The 22731-nt window shown below is 62.3% G+C and carries 22 protein-coding genes; 3 read left to right on the forward strand and 19 right to left on the reverse strand.

What is annotated here, in order from left to right:
* Nucleotides 1-6: 6 nt before the first annotated feature.
* The 7 genes from JQ600_RS27980 to JQ600_RS28010 all read right to left on the reverse strand — a co-directional run bounded on the left by JQ600_RS27980 (nt 7) and on the right by JQ600_RS28010 (nt 7557).
* Nucleotides 7-1161 (reverse strand): ABC transporter substrate-binding protein, encoded by a 1155-nt coding sequence (locus JQ600_RS27980; RefSeq protein ID WP_212390012.1) that lies wholly within the window; start codon nt 1159-1161, stop codon nt 7-9.
* Between the two features lie 22 nt (nt 1162-1183).
* Complete coding sequence (locus tag JQ600_RS27985) at nt 1184-2035, reverse strand: amidohydrolase (RefSeq protein ID WP_212390013.1); 852 nt, start codon at nt 2033-2035, stop codon at nt 1184-1186.
* A 26-nt stretch (nt 2036-2061) separates the two neighbouring features.
* On the reverse strand, nt 2062-2904 hold the full coding sequence (locus tag JQ600_RS27990; RefSeq protein WP_212266059.1) for a shikimate dehydrogenase: 843 nt from the start codon (nt 2902-2904) through the stop codon (nt 2062-2064).
* Between the two features lie 302 nt (nt 2905-3206).
* Nucleotides 3207-4277 (reverse strand): TetR/AcrR family transcriptional regulator C-terminal domain-containing protein, encoded by a 1071-nt coding sequence (locus JQ600_RS27995; protein ID WP_212390014.1) that lies wholly within the window; start codon nt 4275-4277, stop codon nt 3207-3209.
* Nucleotides 4261-4923, reverse strand: coding sequence for a TetR/AcrR family transcriptional regulator C-terminal domain-containing protein (locus tag JQ600_RS28000; RefSeq protein ID WP_212390015.1), 663 nt, complete (start codon nt 4921-4923; stop codon nt 4261-4263). The genes JQ600_RS27995 and JQ600_RS28000 overlap by 17 nt, the downstream gene beginning before the upstream one ends.
* Nucleotide 4924: 1 nt before the next feature.
* The gene (locus JQ600_RS28005) at nt 4925-6532 is read right to left on the reverse strand and encodes an MFS transporter (RefSeq protein ID WP_212390016.1); all 1608 of its coding nucleotides are present in this window, start codon (nt 6530-6532) and stop codon (nt 4925-4927) included.
* Nucleotides 6529-7557, reverse strand: coding sequence for an HlyD family secretion protein (locus JQ600_RS28010; protein WP_212266055.1), 1029 nt, complete (start codon nt 7555-7557; stop codon nt 6529-6531). Before JQ600_RS28010 ends, JQ600_RS28005 begins: the two co-directional genes overlap by 4 nt.
* Nucleotides 7558-7639: 82 nt before the next feature.
* On the opposite strand from JQ600_RS28010, the gene JQ600_RS28015 reads away from it, so the two are divergent.
* Nucleotides 7640-8266: a TetR/AcrR family transcriptional regulator gene (locus JQ600_RS28015; RefSeq protein ID WP_212390017.1), complete on the forward strand. Its 627-nt coding sequence runs from the start codon at nt 7640-7642 to the stop codon at nt 8264-8266.
* Nucleotides 8267-8374: 108 nt separating this feature from the next.
* Here the strand turns inward: JQ600_RS28015 and JQ600_RS28020 are convergent, their stop codons facing one another.
* From JQ600_RS28020 to JQ600_RS28070, 11 genes are all read right to left on the reverse strand, one after another.
* Nucleotides 8375-9157: a 3-hydroxybutyrate dehydrogenase gene (locus tag JQ600_RS28020; RefSeq protein WP_212390018.1), complete on the reverse strand. Its 783-nt coding sequence runs from the start codon at nt 9155-9157 to the stop codon at nt 8375-8377.
* A 45-nt stretch (nt 9158-9202) separates the two neighbouring features.
* Nucleotides 9203-10378 carry a patatin-like phospholipase family protein gene (locus tag JQ600_RS28025; protein WP_212390019.1) on the reverse strand — a complete coding sequence of 392 codons (1176 nt, stop codon included), beginning with the start codon at nt 10376-10378 and terminating at the stop codon, nt 9203-9205.
* Nucleotides 10379-10408: 30 nt separating this feature from the next.
* Nucleotides 10409-11209 (reverse strand): acetoacetate decarboxylase, encoded by an 801-nt coding sequence (locus JQ600_RS28030; protein ID WP_212390020.1) that lies wholly within the window; start codon nt 11207-11209, stop codon nt 10409-10411.
* 108 nt (nt 11210-11317) lie between these two features.
* A complete protein-coding gene (locus tag JQ600_RS28035; RefSeq protein WP_212390021.1) occupies nt 11318-12247 on the reverse strand; it encodes an MBL fold metallo-hydrolase in 930 nt (309 codons plus the stop codon).
* Nucleotides 12248-12342: 95 nt separating this feature from the next.
* Nucleotides 12343-13560: an NAD(P)/FAD-dependent oxidoreductase gene (locus JQ600_RS28040; protein WP_212390022.1), complete on the reverse strand. Its 1218-nt coding sequence runs from the start codon at nt 13558-13560 to the stop codon at nt 12343-12345.
* Between the two features lie 121 nt (nt 13561-13681).
* Nucleotides 13682-14005, reverse strand: coding sequence for a hypothetical protein (locus JQ600_RS28045; protein WP_212390023.1), 324 nt, complete (start codon nt 14003-14005; stop codon nt 13682-13684).
* 105 nt (nt 14006-14110) lie between these two features.
* Nucleotides 14111-15067, reverse strand: a complete 957-nt coding sequence (locus tag JQ600_RS28050; protein WP_212390091.1) for an AraC family transcriptional regulator — start codon at nt 15065-15067, stop codon at nt 14111-14113.
* A 50-nt stretch (nt 15068-15117) separates the two neighbouring features.
* Nucleotides 15118-16068, reverse strand: coding sequence for an AraC family transcriptional regulator (locus JQ600_RS28055; RefSeq protein WP_212390024.1), 951 nt, complete (start codon nt 16066-16068; stop codon nt 15118-15120).
* Between the two features lie 219 nt (nt 16069-16287).
* Entirely contained in the window at nt 16288-17880 is a 1593-nt protein-coding gene (locus JQ600_RS28060) for an ATP-binding protein (protein ID WP_249136126.1), read from the reverse strand.
* Nucleotides 17881-18023: 143 nt separating this feature from the next.
* The gene (locus tag JQ600_RS37650; protein ID WP_212390025.1) at nt 18024-18437 is read right to left on the reverse strand and encodes a response regulator; all 414 of its coding nucleotides are present in this window, start codon (nt 18435-18437) and stop codon (nt 18024-18026) included.
* A gap of 81 nt (nt 18438-18518) precedes the next feature.
* Nucleotides 18519-19169 carry a response regulator transcription factor gene (locus JQ600_RS28070; protein ID WP_212266107.1) on the reverse strand — a complete coding sequence of 217 codons (651 nt, stop codon included), beginning with the start codon at nt 19167-19169 and terminating at the stop codon, nt 18519-18521.
* Nucleotides 19170-19610: 441 nt separating this feature from the next.
* Here JQ600_RS28070 and JQ600_RS28075 point away from each other — a divergent pair, with 441 nt between their 5' ends.
* Nucleotides 19611-20543: an AraC family transcriptional regulator gene (locus tag JQ600_RS28075; RefSeq protein ID WP_212390026.1), complete on the forward strand. Its 933-nt coding sequence runs from the start codon at nt 19611-19613 to the stop codon at nt 20541-20543.
* A 26-nt stretch (nt 20544-20569) separates the two neighbouring features.
* Here JQ600_RS28075 and JQ600_RS28080 read toward each other — a convergent pair whose 3' ends face one another.
* The gene (locus JQ600_RS28080) at nt 20570-21496 is read right to left on the reverse strand and encodes a catalase family peroxidase (protein WP_312017267.1); all 927 of its coding nucleotides are present in this window, start codon (nt 21494-21496) and stop codon (nt 20570-20572) included.
* Nucleotides 21497-21887: 391 nt separating this feature from the next.
* On the opposite strand from JQ600_RS28080, the gene JQ600_RS28085 reads away from it, so the two are divergent.
* Complete coding sequence (locus JQ600_RS28085; RefSeq protein WP_312011056.1) at nt 21888-22535, forward strand: sigma-70 family RNA polymerase sigma factor; 648 nt, start codon at nt 21888-21890, stop codon at nt 22533-22535.
* The last annotated feature ends 196 nt before the right edge of the window (nt 22536-22731 follow it).

Raw genomic sequence — 22731 nt, forward strand, 5'->3', positions numbered from 1 at the left:
GCCTTTTCAATCAGCCTTGGAGGGATTGAGCTTCGGCAGCGTTTCCACGATCTTCTGCTTGCCATCGATAATTTCGGTCAGGAAGCTTGCGCGGTCGATGTCGCCTTTCTGGTCCCAGCTCGCCTCCATCAGCATCCCCGGCGCATTCGCGGGCGTCAGCGACAGCCCCTTCATGGCGGCGCCAAATGCCTTGCGATCGAACTTGCCGATCTTTTCGGTGACGTATTTCACCAGATAGACGGCGGTATAGCCCTTGATGCCGTTGTGATCGGGCCGGTAGTTATAGCGCTGGCTGAACTTCCTGGTGAATTCCTCGATCGCGGGGATCGGCGCATCCGCGCTCAGGCCGACATGGCCGCGCGCGCCGTTTGCGGCGGCACCCGCGAGATCAACCACCTTCTGGCTGAGGAGCGTGGTCTCCCCGAACAGCGGCGTGGCCAGGCCCTGCCGCTTCGCCTCGATCAGGAAACGGGCGCTTTCCTCCTCGTTGCAATAGACGAAAATGGCGTCCGCCTTTGCGCCCTTCAGCTTGATGACATCGGAGCCGAAATCGACCTGGCCCTGCTCGGTGGAAAGGTCCACCACCACCTCGATGCCGCGCGCCTTCATCTCCTTGGCGAAACTGTCGCGGCCGCCTTTCCCGAAATCATTGTTGACCCAGACCAGCGCCACCGACTTCACCTTGAGGCGGTCATGCAGATAGTTGGCGATTTTCGGCATGCTGATCTGCTGGCCGAAGGCGGTACGGAACACCCAGGGGTTGCCTTGCAGGGTGATATCGGCGGCTTCGGCGCCCACGATCTGCGGGACTTCGGCCTGCTGCGTCAGCGCCATGTTGACCTTGACCGAACCGGAGTAGATCGGCCCCAGGACGACATAGGGATCGCGGTCGAGAACCTTCTGGACCTGCGCGCGCGAGACGCCCGGATTGCTCTGGGTGTCGAGATGCTCGGTCTCGATCTTGCGGCCCAATATGCCGCCGGCCTTGTTGATCTCGTCGATCGCCAGCACGACACCGTCACGCCAGTTCGTTCCCGACACCGCGCCCGCTCCGGACAATTCGATGACGTTGGGAAGATAGACCGTCGACTGCGCGTGGACGTGTGAGGTCCACAATGACGCAACGATGGCAGCGCAGCTCAGGTACCGGAAATGACGCATGACGTTCTCCCTCTCATTTGCTTTATCTTGATTGATCTGTCCCGCCGCCCGCGAAGCCAAGCAGCCGCGCAGGCGTCCGCCACAACAGTCGTTGCTGATCGTCCCGGTCCGGAAACAGCCGGCTCAGCACCGCGAGCAGCGGCCCATAATCCAGCCGTTCGAGCGCCCGCAGGAACGGCCAATCCGATCCCCAGACACAACGATCGAGCGTGAATGCCTCGACCAGCGCAGCAATGAACGGCCACGCATCCTCGTAAGGATGTGGCTGCCGCGAGAACTTGTAGTAGCCCGACAGTTTCACATAAGCGTCGCGCTCCCGCCCGATCGCCAGCAGCGCCTGGAAAGCCGGCTGCATTAACCCATGCTCGACTGCAGGCCGTCCGCAATGATCGATCACCAGGCGAACCGTCGACTTTTCGATCAGCGGCAGCAGCGCGAGCAACTGATCCTGCTCGACCTGGATCTGCAGAAACAGCCCGAGCTCGACCAGCTTTTCCAGCAGCGGCGCCGTGTTGCGATAATAACCAGTGCCGTGAAACGGGACATTGAAGGCGACCCCGACGATTCCGGCCGCCTTCAGCCGTTCCAGCTCCTGGATGCCGACATCATTCTCGACGACCGCAACACCCTTGAACCGGCCATCACCCAGCTTGATCGCATCGAGCAGAATGCGGCTGTCGGTCCCGTAGCCGGAATTCGTTCCGACGATCAGTGCGTACCTGACATCGAAGGCGTCAAGCACGCGAACGAGGTGCGCCGCAGGGGCGATCTCCTGCCCGCTCGGACGATAGGACGTATCCGCCGCATAGGGAAAGCGAACCGGATCGATGGCGTGAATGTGGCAGTCGATCTTGTTGCCCGTCGGTATCGTCATCGCCGAAAAACTCCTCCGACGGCGCCTCAGAAGGTGGCGTGAACGGCCTTCACAAGCGCCGGCGTGACGTCTGGGAGAACGCCGAACCAGGCCTTGAATGCCAGCCTCGCCTGATTGAGCAGCAGGCCGAGCCCGTTCACCGTCACGCAGCCGCGCTGCCGCGCCTCGGCCAGAAACGGGGTTTCGAGCGGCGTATAGATCAGGTCGGCGACCATGGCGGCGGGCGCCAGTCGCGCCAGGTCGACATCGAGTGCCGGCTTGCCGATCATGCCCTGGTCCGTGCAATTGATGAGCAAGGCAGGCTCGGCCATGGCGGCATTGCGGTCCGCCCAGGCGATGGCGGTGACAGCGCCGCCGAACTCGCTCGCTATCGCCTGCGCTTTCTCTGCAGTGCGGTTGGCGATCTTGATCTGCCGCGCACCGTTCTCCAGCAGCGCCACGACCACGGCCCTTGCCGAACCGCCGGCGCCGAGCAGAAGGATCGGCCCCGCGTCCGCCTGCCAGTCCGGCCTGGCGTCGCGCAGGCTCTGCACGAATCCGTTGCCGTCATTGTTGAAGCCGCTCAGCGTGCCGTCTGCTTCGACGACGATGGTATTGACGGCGCCGATACGCCGCGCGGTTTCGTTGACCCGGTGCAGCAGCGCCATCGCCGTCTGCTTGTGCGGCATGGTCACGTTGCAGCCGCGAAAGCCGAGGGCAACCAGCCCCGGCAACGCCTCCTTCAACCGCTCGGGCTCGACCGCGAGCGGCACATAGGCGCCACGGATGCCGTGAGCATTCAACCAGAAATTATGAATCGTCGGCGATCGCGAATGGGCGACAGGCATGCCGATGATGCCAGCCAGTCCGAAGCCGTTTGGGGTCGACATGCTGCGATGTTGTCCTTCAGTTGGTTATGTCGCAGGAACCCGCACACGCGTCGGATGAACCCGAGGCGATCGCGTCGCTGATTGGGCGTCATCGGGTGGTGGCTACCGCCTTTTGGAACGCCCCAGCTGTCCGACTAGTAAGCGGAATGGCTACCGCGCGCAACTCAAATCCCACTATGGCAAAACCAAATTCGCATTATGAAATAATCCGGCGGGCTGCGCGGGTGGGTACGAAGGGTAGCTGACCGCTGGCGGCGGGGACGACGGCACATACGGCCTCTAGTACGGCGCAGGTAAACGCTTCAACGCAGGTAGACCCATGCGCGGCGGCTGGCCACCGGCAATGGCCCGCCGCCGTTGCGTAAAACCCCTCGCGCGAGGATTGCCGTCTCGTCAGGCCCGGCGCCGTCGAGAAAGACTTTCACCGCGGTGCGGGCGCGCAAATCGATCTCGGAAAGCGTTGGTATCGCGCCGAGCTGAAGCACCGCTTCCAGGTGAATGTTGCCATAGAGCATGCCGAGAAACTGGCGGGCGCCGGCTTCGCAATCCGCTAGATCGATCTCGCCGGCCTGCTTCGCTCTTGCGAGAATTTTTGTCAGGACGGCAATGGCCCGCTTTGGGCCATGCTGCGCGTAGACCCGTGTCGCATTCGGGTAGCGGTCCGCTTCGAGGATGGCGGTGTAACAAACCTCCAGCAAGGCCGGCGTCATCATCGTCTCGAGAAGATTGCGTCCAATGATGATGAGCAATTCCCTGAGCGGCAGGGAAAGCTGGTCGGCGCTGACGCTCAGGGCATTGGACGAGTATTGGCTGACGACCTTGGCGAACTGCTCGACCAGGAGCTGTTCCACGTTCTCGCGCCGCGTTGTCTTCTCGCGGAGCAGTTCCTTGTAGAGACCGTGCGGCGTCCATGTCCAGCTCGGCCGCCCAAGCACGAACGCCGTGATGACAGCGCAATTCGACCAGCCGCGCATCTGGCTTGCTTTACCCGGGACCTGCTCGCGGACGCGAAGGATATCGCCCGTCCCACCCCACCGCAGAAATTTGACGGCATCGGCCGGCGGCAGGATCGTCACCATCATGCGGGTCCACCACGGCTCCACGAGCAGCCAGCTCCCGGTGTTCGTCGGCCGCATGGCAAAGACGTGCTTATGCTTGTGATGGACGAACCGATGCCACCATTGCCGTTTCAGGCCGGGGACGAAGCAAACGATCCAGTCGACGGGCTCGACCGTCACCAGCGATCCATGCTCGTCGGCGCAGTTGGCCAAATCCGACGGGACATCGTCGACGACCTTCAGGCTTGATGGGCTGTCGCTGCTCCGCGCCAGCCAGGACTGGCTCGCACGGGCAGTATCATATGGTGCGTTCATATCTGGCGCTCCTCGCGCTTGCACATCCATGCAGGAACCTTTCAACGCTGGCCTTGACGCGGTCGGCGGCTGACCCGTTCTGGCTCGTCACGGGATTCAGCATCAATGCCTGGTAGAGCGGCTCCCTCAGCAGTCCCATCAATTGCTCCGCGCATACCTGCGCGTCAGATATCGACAGGATCCCTCTTTCATTGGTGTCCGACAGAAACTCCCGCAGCCTCCGTGTGACGATCTCCGACCCTGCCTCGTACACCCGCTTCTTGAGAGAAGGGTTGCGCGCACCTTCGGCCATCATCATCCGGATGAACCCGACCAGGGTGGTCGAATACTCTCGCGAGGCAACGAGTCCGAAGGCGACAAGGGTATCGCGTACATCGTCAAGGGTATTTGGACGTACCCTCCTCACCAATGGCTGCGATATGAACAGGGCTTCGTGCTCGGCAACCGCGACGACGAGATCGTCGATACTTTCGAATGCCGACCAGATATCTTCTTGCGAATATCCGCTTCGATGAAAAATTCCATTGAGGTCGGCGAGCGTATCGCAGGGATCAGCGAGCGTCCCGCTGATCGCCGACACGATGTCGGAGCGAATGTCCGGCCTCGATTCAGCATTATTCGCTCGAGCAGACGCGGGACGTCTCATGTTACGGCTCCTTGCTCAGGGATGACTGCGCCGCGTGCGCTTTCGCGTAGCGGTGGAATCCGATCTTGATGGAGACCAGCACCGGCGCGGCGATGACGAAAAGCAACGCGACGGCATTGAACGCGGTGTCGAAGGCGATCACGGTGGACTGACCGGTGACGGCCCTGCCCAGCAGGCTCGTGGCAGCCCGGCTGGCGGCCACGGCGTCCATTCCCCGCGCCGCGAGCATGGCTGTCATCGCCGTCAACCGCTCGCTGACCGCAGGAACGCCCGCGGTGACGCTGGCGCCGAGCACCGCAACATTGCCCGCGACGTTATGGTCGATCAGTGTCTGCAGTCCGGCTACCCCCATCAGACCGCCAAGCTGGCGACCCGCATTGAAGAGACCGATGCCGGACGCACGTTTGTGGTCATTGAGATTGCTGAAAGCGATCAGCGTGATGGACAGAAACAGGAAGCCAAGGCCCAGGCCGCGCAACAGGATGGCCGCCATCATGTCGTGCGCGCCGCTTTCGCTGGTCGAGCCGGACAGCATCCACATCGCAATCATGATCATCAGGATCCCAAAGGGCACCGTCGCGACCGGAGGAACGCGGCGGGCCTGGAAGAGGAAGGCGGCTATGAGGAGCGTGCCGATGAAAAATGCGCCGCTCGGCAACAAGAGCAGGCCGGCGTCGGTAGGCCTGAACGCGAGAACGGATACGGCAAACGACGGGATCAGGAATGCGCTCCCGAACAGCGCGGCGCCGGCGACAAAGCTGACAATGAAGGCGAAGGAAAAATCTTCCGTCCGGAACAAGGTGAAATCGAGCAGGCCCCAGCCTTTGGCGATCACCTGGTGGCCGAGAAACAGCAGCAGGGCGGCGGCGCCCAGCACTGTCAGCCACAGGATGCGAGGTTCCTCGAACCAGCGCCATCGGTTGCCCTGATTGAGGACATAGGTGAAGCAGAGAAATGCGACTGACATCAGCGAGAAGCCGATACAATCAAACGGACGGCGCACGGCCGCAGCCGGCTTCGGGGCGTCCGCGATCAACAGCAGGCCGGCCGCTGCCAGGGCCACCGGAACGACGCTGACGAAAATCCATGCCCAGGACTGGCTGTCCAGCAACCATCCCTGGAGCGCCGGGGCGATGGTCCCGGGAGCGACGACCGACCCCATCGCGAACAGGGCTTGAAGGATCGGTTGCTGGGCGCGCGGATAGGCGAGAAAAATGATCGCCTGCCCGCCGATAAGCAAGGTGCCTCCGGAGAAGCCCTGAATCATGCGGAGTGCTATCAACAGGTCCAGCCGGGCTGTGATGACGGCAATGCCACATGCCGTGCCCATGACCAGCGTTGAACAAATGATCAGGCTGCGCGGATTGATGCGGGTCATCAGCCAGGGGGCGGTCATGAACCCGATCAGTTTCAGAGCGGTGTATCCAATGTCCAGCCAGGCGGCCTCGTCGGGAGTTGCGTAGGTGTCGCCGATGATATAGCCGCGCCCGAGCGACAGCACGGTGCCTGCGATCGCCTCCGTCAGCGTCGCAAGCACGACCCCCACGACAAGAAGGGCTCCTGTCGCAGATCTGTCGCGGCTCGGCGTGTCGGCGACGGCCATGGTCATGAGCCGCTTCTCCGGTCAATTTCGACACGCGCGGACAGGCCGGGCACGAGGCGGCCGGGCAACGGGTTGCTGGCAAAGCGGATCTTCACCGGTACGCGTTGCACGACGCGGATGAAGTTTCCTGTCGCATTGTCCGCGGGGAGCAGACTGAAGGCAGAACCGCTGCCGGGTGCGAAGCTGTCCACCAGGCCTTCAATCTTCTCATCCGGGTAACCGTCGACCGTGATGCGGACGCGCTGGCCGGGCCGGATATGTTCGATCTGGGTTTCCTTGAAATTCGCGACCACCCACACGTCCTTGACCGGAACGATGTCGAGCAAGGAGGCGCCCGGCGCGACCAGCCGGCCGATGCGGACCTGGCGGTTGCCGATCACGCCATCGACCGGCGCATGCACCACCGTGTTGTCGAGATCGATCTGGGCAAGATCGCGTGCGGCCTGTGCCTGCGCAACGGCCGCAACGGCAGCTTCGCGCTGGGTGGCAAGGACGGCAATGCGCTGTTGCTGGGCCTCCACCATCGCCGACGCCGCCGACACGCCCGCCTCGGCCCTCGACAGCGCCGCGTCGCTTTCATCGACCGCGGCCTGGCTAACGGCATTGGTGCGGATAAGTTCGCGGCGGCGATCGGAGGCCTTGGTCGCCAGATTCCTCTCGGCGACGGTCGAACGTCGCTGCGCTTCGGCCTGTCGAACCAGGGCGTGCTGAAGCTGGATGTCGGCATCCACATTGGTGAGGCGAGCCTGGGCCGCTTCGACATTGGCCACCGCTTGCGCAAGCTTTGCGCGATAGTCCCGATCGTCGATCCGGAACAGGACGTCACCCGCCCGGACGCTCTGGTTATCCTCGACCTCGAGGGTCGTGACGTAGCCCGCAACCTTCGGGGCCAGTGAGGTCACGTCACCGCGAACATACGCATTGTCGGTCGAGGTCTCGCCGATCGAACGCGCCCTCCATCCCGTGGCCACGATCACCACCGCGCCAAGGCACAGCAGCAAGCCGATCGTCTTCTTCTTGTTACGCTGCATGACGGCCTCCGGTAATGGATGTTACCATTTGACGTCTATGGTAATGATCGTTACCAGTCAAGGGATGGATCGGGATGGATGAATGGCTGTGGCTAAGAAAGGGCGCCCGAACGGTCGCCGGGAAGCCCTGCTTCGCGCTGCGGCCGAGGTGTTTTTTGAACAGGGCTACGCGGCGACGAGCATCGACGCGATCATCGAACGTGCCGGTGGTTCGAAACGCACCATCTACAGTGAATTCGGCAACAAGCAGGGCCTGTTCTCCGCCATCGTCAAGGAAAGCGCCGACAGGGTGCTTTCGACCCTGGTCATCGAGCAAACGGAGGGCCACGATCTGCGGGCGACGCTGACGGCGTTTGGTCAGCATCTCATGGGCATTTACATGTCGCCCACCCTGATCGGCATTTACCGAATTGCGGTCACCGAGGCCAACCGCTTTCCTGATCTTGTGAAGTCGTTCTACGAACAAGGGCCCGGCCGGGCGACGTCCCGGCTCGCCGAGGTCCTTGAAGCCGCCAACAAGCGAGGAGAAATTCGAACCGATGATTGCTCGCGAATGGCCGGGCACTTTGTCGGCATGATCCGCGACAACCTTCATCTGCAGGTCGTTCTCGGGCTGCGCGCGGCGCCGTCGGACAAGGAAGCGCAGGCGGCGGTCGGTTCGGCCGTCGAGGTGTTTTTGAACGGTGTTCGACCTGGCCGGAAAAAGTAGGCAGCCTGTTGTCGTCTTCGGCATCGAGCGGTTTACGGAACGGCTGGGCCGAGTGCTGATAGCGATCATCATTTTCTCCGTCATGTGAGGAAATGCACACCGTCCTGCCTAGCGTGCGGTCCAGCCGCCATCGACGGAGATCGCCGTGCCCGTGATCTGCTCTGCCGCAACCGAGCACAGGAACGCGACGGTGCCGCCAAGCTGCTCCGGCGAGGCAAAATCCAGCGACGGCTGTTTCTCCGACAACAGCTCTTCAGCGGCTTGCTTCTGGCTGATGCCGCGTTGGGCTGCGATGTCGCTGATCTGCTTTTCGACCAGCGGCGTGCGCACCCAGCCGGGACAGACCGCATTGCAGGTAACGCCGCTCCCGGCGGTCTCCAGGCCGACCACCTTGGTCAAGCCGACCATCCCGTGCTTGGCCGCGACGTAGGCGGCCTTGTACGTCGAAGCCACGAGGCCGTGCGCGGAAGCGATGTTGACGATCCGTCCCCAGCGCTGCTTTTTCATCTGCGGCACCGCCGCCGCAATGCCGTGGAATGCGGCCGACAGGTTGATCGCGAGAATCGCGTCCCACTTGGCCGCCGGAAACTCATCCACCGGCGCGGTGAACTGGATGCCGGCATTGTTGACAAGGATGTCGAGGCGCCCGAATTCCTCGATCGTCGCGGCAACCAATCCGCGCACGGCCTCGCCCTTCGACATGTCGGCACCGTCGTAGACGACGCGCACGCCGTGCTCGCGTTCGATCCCGCTGCGGATCGCCTCGATCTCGCCAGCATCGCCAAAGCCGTTCAACACCAGGTCGGCGCCGGCCTTCGCCAGCTCCCTGGCGATGCCGAGGCCGATGCCGCTGGTCGATCCGGTGACGATGGCTACCTTGCCCTTCAACATGGGAGTTCCTTTCGGGTGCTTTGAGAGATGAAATCCGCCGGGAGCTCAGTCGCGGCGATGCACGTCATGCGTGACGATGCCAAGTTCCGGTGCCGGCCGGTCGAGGCGGTGCGGGTCGGCCAGGGTGCGACGGATGTCGTCGAGCCCGCTCTGCCAATGCGCACGCATCGCGCTCAACCCGAACTCGTAGTCCCTCGAATGGCCTTCGTAGGTCTTGGACTGGTAGATCAGGTGAACGATATTGTAGGAGCGATGGCGGGCCATGTCGGCGATGGCGCGGATTTCCGGCTTCGCCTTTGCGCTGGCCGGCAGCTCCTCCATGGTCCGCTGCAGCGCCTGACGCATCTTCTGCATCCGCATCACCTGGTCGGTGACGGCGCGCGTGCGGCTCGAATATTGGATGTCCTTCTGCCGGCTCGACACCTCCATCAGGTCCTGGGGAACGCGGCCCCTGGCCGACCAGAGATCGATCTGGAATGTCAGCGTGTCACATGGCTCGCCAGACAACACGCGGGAAAGCGGCGTATTCCAAACCACGCCGCCGTCCCAATAGTGCTCGCCTTCGATTTCAACGGCGGGGAATCCCGGCGGCAGCGCGCCGGAAGCCATGAAATGCTTCGGTCCCAGCCGGCGTTCGGCGGTGTCGAAATAGGTCAAATTGCCGGTGCGGACGTTGACCGCGCCGACGCTGACGCGCACTTCGCCCGAATTCAACCGGTCGAAGTCGACGAGCCGCTCCAGCGTCTGATGCAAAGGCGCCGTGTCGTAGAAGCTGGTCGCGGCATCGCCCGTGAAGAGCGACCAGAGCGGCGACGGAAAGCGCGGCTTGAAGAATCCGGGCTGACCCTGGACCAGGGCCCTCGTCGCCGCCATCCTGTTGCGCACCGAGTTGATGTCGAAGGCAAAGGGCAAGGCATTGGCCAGCCCCTCGCCGGCGGGCCACTCGATCGAAAAGGCACAGATCGTCTCCCAGAACTCGCGCAACCGCTGCACGCGCTCGGCTTCGGGCGAGCCGGCGATGATCGCGGCGTTGAGCGCGCCGATCGAGATGCCGGCCAGCCAGTTCGGCCGGATGCCGGCCTCGTGCAGGCCCTCATAGACGCCGGCCTGGTAGGCGCCAAGCGCGCCACCGCCTTGCAGCACCAGAGCGACGACATCGTACGGCAGCGGCCTGGTTTGCTGCGGCACCGGACTTGATTGTTCTCGCATCACGTTCAGCATTGCCAAAACTCCCTGCATTTGGCCGACCGATCAGCCGGCATTCGCTTCGATCAGAATTTCGGACCCGGTCCCGCGTCGACGTAACGTCGCGCCAGGTGCGAGATAGTCGTGGATCACGGTGCCAAGCCCGAGCGTGAGGTCGGCGACAACGTGCTTGGCGGACAGCACCTGAAGCACCGGCAGCTCGGCGACGGGAGCCAGGGCATGCGAGCAGAGGTCGAGCGCCGCCGGCCCGGTCCATGCGCCCTTTACGGTGATGTCTTCGAGGTGGAAGCGCACGAGCTCGCAAATACGCGCCGTGCCGTCGACATGCGGAATGATCTTGAGCAGGAAGTTGGGTGCGGCGAGTTTTCTGGCTTCGACTGATGTGTCGAGCGCGCGGTGCTTGTAGCCCATGGTGCCGGTCGCGATGCGGACCGAGCCGTAGTTCAGCGTGCCGACCAGCGTGTCGGTCTCGACCGCAAGCTTCGGCTGCGCCAGCTTCTTGGGAAAGCCCCACAGTTCGCGCCCACCAGCAATCGGCGGATGATCATTGAGGAACATCTGATGCACGAAGCTGCCGGCCTCGCCCCGGTAGGACACCGGGATGACCTGACCGCTTTCGGTGTAGTCGCCGAAGCCGGTCGAGTCAGGCATGCGGATGAACTCGTAATTCACCACCGGCTCGGTCAGTTCGAGCGGTTCCGGCACGACCCGGCGCAGCGCCTCGGGATCGGTCCGGTAGCGGATGATGAAGTACTCGCGGTTGATGAACCGGTAGGGGCCGGGTGGAAAGGCCGAGTTCGTTAGCGGCATGGCGAACGCGGTCGCGCGCACGGTTTCGTGTTTCATCGAGGTCGAGCTCCAAAGGGATTTGGGTGTGCGGGCCGCGCTCCGGCGCTGGTAACGCGGCCCGTATCGGATGAAGCGCTGACGACGCGCCTCGTTCGGACCGTGCGGTCAGTAGTCCCAGAAGACCGGCACCCAACGAAAGGCGTCGCCGTTGGCCGCCACATGGCCGACGGACGGGAACGGCAGGTGAGTGGCCACCAGCAACCCGCCGGTTTCAGCCAGCTCCCGCAAAAGACGGATACGAACGCGGGCCGACTCCTCGGGGTCGTGTTCGAAGCCGTTGTACCACTCGGGGTGCTCGAACCCGACCGCGAACACCAGGTCTCCGGCGAACGTCAGCCGGTCGCCGCCGGATGCCACGCGGACCACGCTGTGCCCGGGGGTGTGACCGCCGGTGCGAGTGACGACCACTCCCGGCGCCACCTCGTACTCCTCCTCGAAGGTGCGCAGCTGGCTGCGGTACTCTTTCACGAACCGCTTGGCGGTCGATCGAAGCGCGTCCGGGAATCCGGGCGGCATGGAGACGTGGGAGAAATCGGGCGCCTCCCAGAACTTGACCTCGGCGGCCGACACGTGGATCCGCAGGTCCGGACGCAGCCGGTCCTTGACCCCGTCGACGAGCAGCCCGCCAATGTGGTCCATGTGCATGTGGGTCAGCACCACGTCGGTCACGGACGCAAGATCGATGCCGGCGGCCTCCAGTCGCTTGATCAGCTGCCCGGCCCGCGGCAAGTGCAAGTCCGGGTCGAGCCCAAGCCCAGCGTCGACAAGGATGGTCCGGTCGCCGCTACGCACCACGACCACGTTCAGCGCCCAATCGTAAGCGTCCGGCGGCAGGAACATGTCCTTTAGCCAGGTTGCCCGGACCGCTGGCTCGATGTTGTGCGCCAGCATCGCGGTTGGGAGCGGCAGCACGCCGTCGCTGACCACCAGCACCTCGATGTCACCGACCTGCACCGCGTAGCGCGACGGAACCAACTCGTTGGGGCCCGGTGCACCGGGGTGTGAGGTGTTGGCCAAGCTTGTGTCTAAATTCATGTTTGTCTCCCGTTTCATGGTGAAGGCTACTGGCTGGTCTTGGTTGAGCGGGCCGCGCAGCCAGCGCAGAGCGCGGCCCGTTTCGCGTGAAGGGTCTAGAAGAACCCACTCACATCAGTCACACGCTCCGGATCGGCCGAGGCCAGCGCGGCAGCACGCTCGGCCTTCGGCGGATAGATCCAGACGGTGTTGATTTCCTGCTTGGTCTTCTTGCCGACGTCGCCGACCATCCCGATCTTGCGCTCCCAACCGATCGTGAACAGGGCGCCGGCCTCTCCGAGGTCGAGACAGGTGACGTATCCCTTCTGGTGATAGGGCTTGGTCGGAACGCCGAGCAGTTCCGCGGCGGCATTGTTGCCGGCAAAGGCCCCCATTCGCGTGGCGTGCTGGCACGACATCAGCGCGTAATTGCCGACATCGTCGCTGGCTGCCCTGGCGGCATCGCCGGTGGCGAAGACACCGGGCACCGACGGTACGCGCAAGTCACGGTCGACCAGCAGCCGGCCGAAATTGTCGCGCTCGGCCGGGATCTGCTGGGTCAACGGGGCGGCGCGAATGCCGGCCGCCCAGATCACGGTCTCGGCTTCGATGTGTTCGCCATTGGAAAGCGTGACGCCGGATTTGTCCAGCGAGGCGACGCCGGCGCCCAGCCGGGTCTCCACGCCGACCTTGCGCAGCGCGTCCTCAATGACGGGGCGCGGACCTGCGCCCATATCCGGAGCGATCGCGCTGTTCCGATCAACGATGATGACGCGCGTCTTGGTATCCTTGCCGAGAATTGCACGAAGCCGTGTGGGAATCTCCGTCGCCGCCTCGATGCCGGTGAAACCGCCGCCGGCAACGACGACCGTGTTGCGTCCGTTCTTTGCCGGCCGATCCGCCAGGCCGTGCAGATGCCGGTCCAGGGCGATCGCATCGTCGAGCTGGTCGACACTGAAGCCGTGTTCGGCAAGGCCGGGAATATTCGGACGGAACAGCCGGCTGCCGGTGGCCACGACCAGCCGATCGTAGGAGAGGCTCTTCTTCGCGCCCTTGGCGGCGACGATGTTCACCGTCCTGGCCTTGGTGTCGATGGTCTCGGCGCTGCCTTGCACGTAGACAACGTCGACCGCTTTGAGCACGTCAAGCAGCGGCGCGGTCAGCGTTTCGGGTTTCGGTTCGTAAAGCCGAGGGCGAACCACCAGGGTCGGCTCTGGTGCAACCAGCGCGATCTCGAGCTGTTCGGGGGAAACGCCCTGGATGTCGCGCAGGCGGGCGGCGGAAAGTGCAGCGTACATGCCGGCGAAGCCGGCGCCGATGATGAGGATTCTCATATGGTTGTCTCCTGTGGTTTGATCTTCTCGAAATTCCGCGCGTCACTGCACGGCTCCCCCGTTGGCGGGAGACCTTTGCGATCGATGACGACGCGAAGACGTGAAACGAAGGTGCCAGGCGCTATGGAGGCGAGCAGTCCAGCATTAACGGCATCGGCCGTTCACATACTTCGCGGCAGCTTCTGGAACTGCGTGTCGAGCTGCGTTGAAAGACGATCGAGTGAACGGGATTCGGTGACCAGCTCTTGAAGATCTGGGCACCGTCGTTGATCACGATGGAGCTCATCGGATTTTTACCTAGGGTAGCTTGCGCCGGATTTTCCGCCTCCTCACCCGTCGGTGAGGTGAAGCGCACCGTCAACGAAAGGCCGTACATGAGGGCGCTCGCGACCACCCTTCGTCGTGACGTGATCGCATTTGGGCCGACGAAGTTCTTCCAGGCCATTGGTTATCTCCCTAGTTCTCGGCGTGACCATCGCATGGTCTTTGTCTAGCGGACCAAACCTGTGACTGCCCCAGAGGGATTGACGTAGCTGTAGAGAGATTGCTGTTAACGCGTGCGCCTCCGCCAATCGCTCGGGGTCTCGCCGGTCAGCTTCCTGAATGCCGCGGCGAAGGCGTTTTGGGAGGCGTAGCCAAGCGTCGCTGCGATCGAGACGACCGACGCGTCGGTGTCGCGCAGCATGTTCATGGCCTGCTCGAGACGGTGCTGGCGCAGCCATGCGTGAGGGGAAAGCCCGGTGCTTTCCTTGAAGGCACGGCAGAAATGGAAGCGCGACAGGCCGGCATCCGAAGCCAGCGCCGCAAGAGATACGTCCGCATCGCTGTCCGAGCGCAGGCGTTCGATGGCGCGGCGCAATGCCGTGGGCGCGAGGCCGCCTATGGTCGGCTGCAACGCGATTGGCGAGCCAATGTGCGCAGCCAAGAGGTGAGTGGCCAGGAGGTCTGTCAGCTGATGTCTGAGCAGGGCATCCAGTGCGGCACTGCCTCCAATCATATCCGCCGCGCTCAAGAGCAATCGGGACGCGGTGAGGTCGGGATGTCCCGTCCTTTCCAGGAGATCGCCGGGAGCGGCCATATCGGCTTCGCCGGCGACGCGTTGCAGCGTTGTGGGCGGAAGATAAAGCTGAACGACATTGACGGGGCCGGGAATATCCCATCGGGCGCTTGAGCCGGCGGGAATGATCGTCACAACCCCGGAACGCGCCGTTCCGATCGCAACTGATCTTCCCGAGCGTCGCTCTAGCTGTTGCAGGCCGGTCGGGTAAGTCATGATGACGTGATCAGCCATGGGCTCGACGACGTCATGCAGCGCATTGTGCTTCCAATGCGCGATCGCTCCACTGGACGGATCGGAAGCCAGGCGCAGCGGAGCGGTCTTGAGCACGCGCGCCATCTCCACACCGGCAGGACGCCGGTCGGCATTCGGCAAATCGCGCTGGTGCGCCTTGGAAGCGTCTGGCTGATTCTTCTGCGAAAAATCGCGCGAAATTGGCTTGCAGCTCATGACTTGTCCTCGCCATTGAGGGCGGTCTGTTACCCGCAGAGCGTTCGCTGTTATCGCGTACGCCGTCTCCACTCGCCCGGTGTTTCGTTGGTCAGCTTCCGGAATGCGGCGGCGAACGCGGTCTGGGAGGAATAACCAAGCGCGGCTGCGATCGAGACGACGGATTCGTCAGTGTCGCGCAGCATGTTCATGGCCTGCTCGAGCCGGTGCTGGCGCAACCAGGCATGGGGTGAAAGCCCGGTGCTTTCCTTGAAGGAACGGCAGAAGTGGAAGCGCGACAGCCCGGCATCCGAAGCCAGCGCCGCGAGCGAGACGTCCGCGTCGCTGTCCGAGCGCAGGCGTTCGATGGCGCGGCGCAGCACCGACGGCGACAGCCCACCCAGGGTCGGCTGGAACGTGGTTGGCGAGCCGGTGTGCGCAGCCAACAGGCGCGTGGCCAGCAGGTCCGTCAGCTGATGCCTGAACAGCGTATCCAGGGGCCCATTGCCCTGCATGGCATCGGCCGCGGTCAGGAGCAATCGGGATGTAATGGGGTCCGGATGCCCCGTTCGCTCCAGCAGATCGGTTGGTGCGGCGATGTCGGCTTCGCGGGCAACGCGATCGAGCATTGTGTGCGGAAGATAGAGCTGAACGACATCAACGGGCTTCGGAATATCCCATCGGGAGCTCGATCCTTCCGGGATGATGATCACAACCCCGGGACGAAACGTTCCAATCGCAACCGAGCTTCCTGTCCGGCGCTCCACGCGCTGCATCGTGCCGTTGTAGGCCATGATGACGTGATGGGTCATCGGCTCGACGACGTCGTGCAATGGTTCATGCTTCCAGTGGGCGATCCCGGCACCGGAGGAATCCAGAGCCATGTGAAAGGGCGTGGTCCCAAGCACGCGCGCCATCTCCGCATCGGCAGCACGCCCATCGGCATTCGGCAAGTCGCTCCGGCGCGCTTCAGACGCGGCCGGCAGATCATCCGAAGGTTCGCGCAAGATCGGCTTGCTCATGGTCTCATGCTCGCGTTGGCCATAGTCTCTTATGGGCTTAGATGATGATGGCAAACGCCGCGTGACGGTATCCTGCGGCGAGTCTGATCCCGCTGGCCCGGCGGATAGATCAACCTGTACCTTGGGATAGGGTTGGCGGGACGTGTGTCAAGCCGCAGACAATCGCGTCATGCGGTCGCCGTGCGCGCCAATGCTGAGGTTGGGAGGCGCAATTCGTGGTCAGTCCTCGCAATCCGAATTGATGGGAATTGTGAACTGAAACGCCGCACCTCTTGGGACGTTTGCTGCCGCCCACAATCGTCCTCCGTGATCCTCGACGATCGAACGGCAGACGGAAAGTCCCATCCCGAGGCCGCTCGACTTCGTGGTATAAAATGCTTCGAAGGCTCGCTCGATCGCCCCCTCCGACAGCCCCGGGCCAGAGTCTCGCACCGCAACGAGAATAGCATCAGCTTCAACCCGGGTGCTGATCAGCAACTCCCGAGGCTCGTCGCTTATCTGGCTCATCGCCTCGACTGCGTTTACGATCAAGTTCAGCATCACCTGTTGAATCTGGACCCGACTGCCCTGAATGACAGGTAAACCCTCCGCAAACTGAGTCCGCAATTGAACGCTGTTTTTCGACACTTCACCGCGCGTCAATCCGATAACTTCCGAAATCGTTTCATTGATCTCCAGGCTGTCCTTTCGCGTCGGCTCCTTCCTGACCAATGCGTGCGTCCGGTCGACAACTTCAGTGACACGCATGCCGTTCAGCACGGCTCGGTCTATTGCCTTCTTCGCCCTCTCGACATCCGGCTGCTCGCGAGCGAGGAAGCGCTGAGCGGTTTGGGTATTCAGGAGCGCGGCCGTGATCGGCTGCTTGACCTCATGCGTAATGGACGCCGTAAGCTGCCCCAAAGTTGCCAGCCGATTGGCGTGGGCCAATTCCGTCTGCATGCTGCGGAATCGCCGCTCACTCTCACGCGCTTCCACTTCTGCCCGTCTGCGCTCGGTCAGATCGAGCACAAACGCGACACCCTGGCTGTCTGTCGCTTCAAGGGTCGCGATGCCGATCAACACTGGAATACGGCTGCCATCCTTCCGGATATACTCCTTTTCAAAAGGCTGCACGGCTCCCTTGTTTTTTACCTCGGACATCATCAACGCATCGCGATCACGCCATTCGGGAGGCGTCATGTCCGCCCAGCTCACGCGGCCGGACAGGAGATCGTGCTGATCATACCCAACGATGCGCAAATACTCGCTATTGGCATCAAGAATCCGCCCCTCGTCATTCCAGATGACGATGCCGATGATGTTGGCATCGACGAGGCGGCGAATTTTTGCTTCACGTTGTTCAATCTCCCGCTGCGTGGTTGCAATGGATCTCAAGTCCGCCTGCAGCACGTCGCGCCACTGCAACAGCAGTCTGAGATAGAGATCGCTGTATCCGTTGCTCTTCCTGTCAAGAACACAAATCGTTCCAAAGATCTCGCCATCGGGCCAACTGATCGGCACGCCGAGGTATGAGATCATTCCCAGTTTGATGTCGGGGTTCGATTTCCACGCCTCGTCCTGCAGAGCGTCCGGGACGATCAACGGTCGGCGGGTGTTCATTACAGTCTCACAATAGAGCCCTGTATTGAGACACGCGGCCTCGTTCGGTTCGTAAGGATTTTCCTTGGACTCGCTGGAAACGAGGACTTTGATGTTTGGCGGCTCTACCCTCATGATCAAGGCGGAGGGGACATTCACAATATCGGCCAGAAGATCTGCGATCTCCTGCCATTTTCGCATGATGTCCGCGGGTACCTGCATATTGTGGAGCATGTCAGTCCACCTCGACACGCATGTCCGTTGCGCGCAAATCCTCCGGACGTGATCCCACGTCAGATGCGAAATCGGATAACGCCATCCCGGACGGGAGTGTGAAGGATTGTTCGCGGCCGCCCGGGGCGGCTTTGTGGACAGGACTAGCCATCGGAAGGCCTCTGCCCATCGCAGTCAGGGCCACAGCCGGCGTGCCTCAGGGCGGACTGCAGGTAACGAAAGAGGACGTCGCTGCTTACCGGCTTGGTCAGGTATGCATAGGCCCCACCTCTCATGGCGCGAGATCGGGTCGCCGGATTGGTGTCAGCCGTGACGATAATGACCGGCATCGCGGAACGGAGACTCCGCAAATGCCGCAGCAGGTCAAGCCCGCTATGGCCCGGCATGCTCACGTCGGTAATCAGGCAAGCGAACCGGTCAGGGACATATTCCGCCATGAAGGCCTCCGCTCGATCGAAAGTGCGACACGATAGATCCAGCACCATAAGGAGGTCGGAAAGGGCCTCCCGAACAGCTTCGTCGTCATCTACGATCGCGACCAGGGGCGCTTTGGACAAGCCGATAACCTTCGCTAGCGTGGCCGGCTGACCACACCCACGTCTCGCCCATTGCTGGCCGGGTCGTAACCATCCTTTGGTCTAGGGTGATTTTTGCTCCCGGATATCCGCAGGCAGCAGTTCCCAAATGCGAATGAGCTGCCCGACGGACGCGGCCTGCATCTTCTTCGTCACGTTGCCACGGTGGAGCTTGACGGTGATCTCGCTGATGCCGAGATCGAACGCGATCTGTTTGTTGAGGCGGCCCCTTGCCACTTCACGCATGACCTCGCGTTCGCGCGGCGTCAACTTCGCGTAGCGGTCGACGTGCAGCTTGACGTGCCGGGCGGCGGTCCGTAGCGAAACGTCCTTCTCGATTCCGGCTGTGACGGCGTCGAGCAGCGTCTGGTCCCGGACGGGCTTTGTAAGGAAGTCAATGGCTCCCGCCTTCATCGCCTGCACGGTCATCGCGATGTCGCCATGACCGGTGAGGAAAATGATCGGTCTCGTATGACCGTTCAAGGCGAGATGATGTTGAAGATCGAGGCCGCTTGCGCCGGGCATCCGAACATCGAGGATCAGGCAGCCCGGCCGCTCCGGAAGATCGGCCTGCAACAGTTCCTGTGTCGATCCGAAGCAACATGCGTCGATTCCTACCGACAGCAGAAGTTCTCGAATTGCGAACCGGACGTCCTCGTCATCGTCCACGATCAGGACGAGTGGGCGATCCATATTGTCGGCAGCCATGCTCATGGGTAATTGGGGCAAGGTTGGTAGGGCGGATGAGCGAGCAAGTGCGGTGGTGGCAAGCATTGCTTAGTCTCCTAATCGCTACTGCCCCGTTGCCTGTCGCGGTCGTTCAACTTGAGTCGATCGTTCGGGGCGTGTTCTAAACTCCGTACAAGTACGGCGTCTTTCCTAAAGCCGCCGTCCTTTGTCGGAACCTGCTCCAAGCGCGCAATCGTGATACTAAGGGCTGAGACGCCGCGGACGCGTGCCCCGGTGATCAAGCAGGAAAATCATTGAATTTGCTCCGAAAATCGCCTTCCCGCGATCGTGCCGGTTGATGTCGCAACAGCTTCGCGTGTTACGAGCAAGCCTAGACGATCGCTCGCTGATATCAGATAATCCGGCGCGACCTCGCGATACGATGATGACCTGCCTGGTCCAATTCCGCGCATGAGACCGAACCAGATGATACAGACGGGCGCCTTCGGGCAGAGGCTCGGGCAAATCCTGCATTTGAAGGATGCGCCGCCGTCGCTGATGACGCGGTCACTGCGCGGTGTGCAGCTCGCATTCACTGAAACCCGAAATGACAACCCCGTGCCGGGTCTTTCCGGTTCGTTCGCGCTGGAGGATGCTTTTCTCGTCAGCCTGAAACTTCACGATTTCCCGGACTGCGAACTCTGGGAGAATGGCAAATGCGTGATGAAGGCGGATGTTCCGGCGGGGACGACATATCTGTACGATCTCAAGCGCGATCCCCGCTATGTGATCGACAAGCCATTCCACTCCCTGTTTTTCTACCTGCCGCGCTCCGCGCTCGACAGCCTCACCGAACAGTCCCGCACGCCTCGCGTCGGTGAACTCGCCTGTGATCTTGGTGTCGCCCATGATGACGCGGTCATCCGTCACATTGGCGCCTCGCTGCAGGAAGGCTTGCGCCGGCCGGGCGAGACCAATCAGCTTTTCGTCGATCACATGATGCTCGCCCTCACCGCACACGTCGCGCAGGCGTATGGCGGACTGCGTCCCGACGCCAAGCCGACCCGCGGCGGTCTGGCGCCGTGGCAGGCGAGGCGCGCCTGTGAAAGAATCGAGTCCGATCTGGGCGGGAAAATTTCATTGCAACAAATCGCGGCCGAGTTTGATCTGTCGGTCAGCCATTTTTCACGGGCTTTTCGCAGCTCCACCGGCTTGCCGCCGCACCAATGGCTGCTTCGCCAACGGGTGAAGGCGGCCAAGCAGTTGATGACCGTCCCCGACCTGTCGCTGTCCGAGATTGCGATATCGGCCGGGTTCGCCAATCAGAGCCACTTTACGCGGGTGTTTTCGGCCGCGGTCGGCGTCAGCCCGGGAGCGTGGCGCCGCGAAGCGCAAGATGCCCCGGAAAGCGAGAACTGATCCAGGCCAATGTCGGGCGTAGCGGATCAGCGACGCTTCCCCAGTGAGATGACGTAGGCGGCGCGGCGCGCCGCAAAGATCTCGTCGGGCGGATGAGCGATGCCTTCGGCGAGAGTTGCCGGACTGAAGATGGAGGCGTCGCACGCCTCGTCCGCTTCAACACCGGTGATGACGATCGTGCCCAGCCGCACCGTTTCGCGGGCATCCTCATCCGGCCATCGGATGGTCACGTCCATGACGGGATCGTCGGGGCGGTCGAGCAGCGCCATCACATTGAGCCGGACATCGCCTTTGGCGATCCGGTTCTTGAGGTCGTCGTAAAGGAAATCGGCAGACTTCGCCCTCGCCTGATCCCCGGTCAGCGTTACGTCTCCGCCGACTGGCGCGACCTTGAACTTGATAAACCGCGTCTCGCCTTTCGAACTCGTCGCGGGAAAGGCGTGCACGCCCCAATAGGTCGTGCCGGCAAAACTCCCGGGCAGCGGAAGCGCGGCGATGTAGTTGGCCTGATGCAGCGTTTCGGGATTGGCGGCGGAGAATGCCTTGACTTTCTTCATGTTCGGCTTGCCGCTGGGTCCCGGCATGCGCACCTTGAGGTAAGCCAGCATCTGGTCGAGCGTCCTCGCAAAATGCACCGGAGCGCTTTGCAGGAGCATGTGCGAACGATGATCTTCGCCGCCGAGCCTGAAGCTGAAGCCGCGCAGCCCGCGGTTGTCGGTATCCGCTGCTTTGGGATCGCCGCCGCTCACCGAGAAGCGCGCCAGCACGCGTGATGGCTTTGTGAAGCTTTGCGATCTCGTTATTTCCGGCGCCCGGTCCGACGGAATATAGGTGCCGCGAACGCATCGGCCCTCGGCAAAGCTCGCGCGCGCCTTTGGCGGATGACCGGCTAGCGCGTCCAGGGCGTCGACGATGGACGCGGGTGTGGCCGCGCCGGCTGGGAACTGGACCACGGCGGGACCTTGGGTTTGAGCACACGGAGCGCATTTTAGGCGCTGTGCAAATCGGGCGTCTTTCCTAAAGCGACCATGTATTGTCCGATCCTGCGCCCCATCCCCACTGCACGGGCTCATTCACCCTAGACCAGGGGACTAGAACCACGCACCCCTCGTAGGGTAGCGCAAACGACTCCATGCAACGCATCCTCAGTGCCATCGCGTCAAGAAAATGGAGAGGACGATGCAGGTAAGCGAGCGGCGGCAAGCAGCGGAGAAGCCTGTTTCATTGCCGGATCGGTGTCGGGATAAAGTCCTTTCGCGCGGCTCCCTGCCGACTTCTCCGGCCGCGATCCTGCCTGACTTTATCGGCAAGAACCATAAGTGCCTGGCCGGGCAGTCCGATGCGATCAACGATGGCAAGCTGGCCTATGCCAGCTGCCATGCGACGGAGGCGGAGGAAAGCATCTCCGACGAGATACTTCTCAAGAGCGTTGCGGAGGGCGACAAGACCGCGATGCACATCATGTTCGCCCGTCATCGCGCCAGAGTTCTTCACTTCATCCAGCGCACGGTCCGTAATCCGGGCATTGCCGAGGATCTCGTCAGCCAGGTATTCCTCGATGTCTGGCGTTCCGCGAACAGGTTCGAATATCGCGCGCGGGTTTCCACATGGCTGCTCTCGATTGCCCGTTTCAAGGCGATCAACTCGCTGCGAGAGCGCATTCACGAGAGCATCGATCAGGATGATGTGCACGGAATCGCAGATGCCGGTGACACGCCGGAAATCGCGCTTGATCGAAAGGAAACCAACGGCATTTTGCGCGCGTGCATCGCCCAGCTGTCTCCAGCCCATCGCGAAATCATCGACATGGTCTACGATCGCGAGAATTCGCCCGCTGAAGTGAGCGAAATGCTCGATATTCCTCTTGCCACCGTGAAGAGCCGAATGTTTTACGCGCGCAAGCAACTTGCGAGCATGCTCGTGAATGCCGGCTTCGAGGTCCCAACGTCAACAAGGCGGGGAAAGCAAAGTCATCTCGCGGCTTGCATCTAAAGAGCGGGCACAGCTATCGGCAATTGATGGGCCTTCCGCGGCCGGCCCCCTTGCGACACGTTAAGGGAGGCAGGTTCGAGCGGCGAACATGACGCGGCGCCGCAGCAATTGCGGCCGGGAACGCTGCTATCGCGATCAACCACTCGGCAAAGCCGTTGACATTCCAGCGCATTGTCAAAATACTCGGCCATAACAA

Origin of the sequence: Bradyrhizobium sp. AUGA SZCCT0176 (genome assembly GCF_018130145.1) — a bacterium.
Taxonomy (GTDB): Bacteria; Pseudomonadota; Alphaproteobacteria; order Rhizobiales; family Xanthobacteraceae; genus Bradyrhizobium.